Genomic DNA, 2,672 nt, shown 5'->3' with positions numbered 1-2,672 from the left:
AGATGCACTTGCCCGTTTACGCGGAAGAGTGCACTTTGTAGCTGGTCTGCAGTTCCCTCCTGCACTACCCCTCCCTGTCTTTTCAAAACAGAGGCAACCCAATGGAAGACCACATCGTCAAGACCGACGACAACGAGTACGAGATCACGTTCCACCCCGCCTTCGCCAGCCGCTGCACGGTGTCGGGCAAGGGCAAGAGCAAGAGCGGGGAGCGTGAGCTCTTCAAGCAGGATGGCGTGCACCACCTCAAGGGCAAGGAACGCCCCAAGAAGCACACCATCCGGCTCAAGTCCAAGAACGGCGGCAAGCGCGACATCACCATCACCCTGGACGACGCGGCGCACAGCGTGGCCCGCATCACCGTGGAGCTGTACGAGGATTCGCACGATCCCAACACGGCCCTGGAGCAGAGCCCCACCGACACGGTCTTCTCGGTGGAGAACTACGCCAAGGTGTGCCCTCCGTTCTGCACCGAGTAGCCTGGACCCTTACGCTTTCCCGGATCGTCCATGCGCATCCTTGCTGGCCAAGTGGCCATGTCCTTGGCCGTCCTGGCGTTCGCGCTGATCTCGCTGCGCGTGGCGCGGGCCCTGCCCGCCCACGAGCGGCGGTTCGCGTACGCCTGGACGATCACCGGCGGATCCCTGCTCATTGCCGGGACCAATTCGCTGTTCCACGACCTGTTCGCCATCATCGCGTTCCGGGGCGGGCCGGAGTCGGCCGCCTGGGCCGCGGTGCTGCGCTGGCATCCCATCCTGAACCACAGCCGCACGTTTCTTCTCTCCACCTTTTGCGTGGTGCTGGCGGTGGGGCTGTACCGGATGGGCCGGATGAAGCAGCCGCCGTCCGTGGCCGCGGGGCTGGGCACGGTGGCGGCCGGGATGCTGGTGGGGGCGGCGGTGGGTGCGCACGAGGCCGCGTTCTCGGGCCTCACGCACTTCTCCGCCGTCGCCGTCTACGACATCATGGAGATGGCGGCCGTCATGGCCGTGCTGGTGGTGGGGCTCAACAGTGACGCCATGGACCGCTCGCTGTGGGTGGCGCTGGGCGTAAACGGGTTCATCCTGGCGCTGAGCGTGCTGGTGTTCGCGGCCCTGTCCCGCATCGAGATCGTGGGGCAGTGGGCGCCCAGCCCCCTGCAGATGCAGTGGACCAAGGCCGCCCTGCACGCGCTGGTGGTGGCGGTGGCCGTGCGCCACCTGCGCCGCATTCGCCGGGGGCTCCCCGTACGGGCGCTGGTGGACGCATCGCCCCGGGCCGCCGTGCTGGCGACTCCGCACCTGTGACTGCTTCGACGGCCGTCCTGGAGGATGAAAGCCGGGCCCCCTCGCGCGAGGGGGCCCGGCTTTGTCGTGGCGGTGGAGAGACGGCTCCCCATCAGCCGCGGCCCGGGTCCAGGCCGGGGCCCTGCTCCTGGGCAAAGCCGCCGCGGTTGTAGCCGGCGTAGCCGCGCTCGTTCGTCTCGCGACCGCGCAGGTGCGGGTTGGTGAGCTCGCCCTCGCGCGGGCCGGACGGCGCCCAGCCGTAGCCCCGGTCGTACCCGCCGCGCAGGCCGGGGCTGCCGGCGTTGTACTGCCGCAAAAAGCGCGTGTCGGCGCGCACGCCTCCGTTGCTGCCGTGCCGCGGGCCGGCGCCGTAGCCGTCGCGCATCCCGGCGTCGTACCGGCCCCGCATTCCCTGGTCGTAGCGGCCGCGCATCCCCGCGTCGTAGCCGCGCGGCAGGGCGCGCGCGCGGGGGCTCTGCACGCGCCCGCGAAAGTACGGGTGCTCGAACTGGCCCTCGGCGTTGTACGCGCCGGGGCCCTCGTCGTAGAGGCCGTTGAATCCGCCGTACCCCTGCAGGTCGTGCTCGCGCATCTGCCGGTGGAACCCGTAGGCGCCCTGGCGGTGGCTCCAGTCCATGCGGGTGCCATGGTACTGGCCGTCGCTCCAGTTGGGGTCCATGGGGTGCGGGCGGCCCCACTGCGGGCCCATGGGGTAGCCGCGGTAGTTGGGATCGTCGTAGTGCCTCATGTCTCACGCTCCGTGTGTGGCCGTTTGCTGCGTTCGCGTGGGTGCCCGTCTTGCGCAAGAACCCTTCCGCAGTTTCCCGCGGACAACCGTTACCAGGGGAGCCCATGAGGACGACGACGCAGAAGATGGCGATGGTGTTCGGGGTGGTGTTCCTGCTCGTGGGTGTGCTGGGCCTGCTGCTGCCGGACGGGATGGGGATGGAGTCGGACCCGGACCAGGCGCCGCACCTGCTGGGCCTGTTTCCCGTGAACCTGCTGCACAACCTGGTGCACCTGGCGTTCGGCGTGTGGGGCCTGCTGGCGGCGCGCAGCCATGCCGGCGCGCGGGGCTACCACCGCGGCGGGGCCATCATCTACGCCGCGCTCACGCTGCTGGGGTTCCTCACGCCGTCCATGTTCGGGCTGGTGCCCATCGGCAGCCACGACATCTGGCTGCACGCCGTGCTGGCGCTGGGGCTGGGCTACTTCGGCTTCGTGCACCGCGAGTCGCGGCTGAACGCGGCCGTGTGAGGGCGGATGGGAAGACGGGCGGGTGGCGGGCGGATTGGTGACGGATGGATCGGTGACGGACGGATGATCGGGGTGGAGCAGGGGGATCGCGGATGGCGTATCGTCCCGTCGCTGCGCGACGGGGGCCCTCTCCCCCGACCGCCTTTTTGC

General features: G+C 69.7%; 4 protein-coding genes. 3 read left to right on the top strand and 1 reads right to left on the bottom strand.

The window, feature by feature from the left end; all coding sequences use genetic code 11:
* Positions 1 to 101 precede the first annotated feature (101 nt).
* Both VFZ20_RS03410 and VFZ20_RS03405 read left to right on the top strand, forming a co-directional pair.
* Positions 102 to 479, top strand: coding sequence for a hypothetical protein (locus VFZ20_RS03410; RefSeq protein ID WP_329682421.1), 378 nt, complete (start codon positions 102 to 104; stop codon positions 477 to 479).
* Between the two features lie 30 nt (positions 480 to 509).
* Complete coding sequence (locus VFZ20_RS03405) at positions 510 to 1,286, top strand: hypothetical protein (RefSeq protein WP_329682420.1); 777 nt, start codon at positions 510 to 512, stop codon at positions 1,284 to 1,286.
* 91 nt (positions 1,287 to 1,377) lie between these two features.
* On the opposite strand, the gene VFZ20_RS03400 is transcribed toward VFZ20_RS03405, so the two are convergent.
* Positions 1,378 to 2,013 (bottom strand): hypothetical protein, encoded by a 636-nt coding sequence (locus VFZ20_RS03400; protein ID WP_329682419.1) that lies wholly within the window; start codon positions 2,011 to 2,013, stop codon positions 1,378 to 1,380.
* A 104-nt stretch (positions 2,014 to 2,117) separates the two neighbouring features.
* On the opposite strand from VFZ20_RS03400, the gene VFZ20_RS03395 reads away from it, so the two are divergent.
* Complete coding sequence (locus VFZ20_RS03395) at positions 2,118 to 2,522, top strand: DUF4383 domain-containing protein (RefSeq protein WP_329682418.1); 405 nt, start codon at positions 2,118 to 2,120, stop codon at positions 2,520 to 2,522.
* Positions 2,523 to 2,672 lie beyond the last annotated feature (150 nt).

Origin of the sequence: Longimicrobium sp. (assembly GCF_036280135.1) — a bacterium.
Classification (GTDB): domain Bacteria; phylum Gemmatimonadota; class Gemmatimonadetes; order Longimicrobiales; family Longimicrobiaceae; genus Longimicrobium.
The sequence above is the reverse complement of the archived record's forward strand: the minus strand, read 5'-3'. Positions and strand labels throughout refer to the sequence as shown.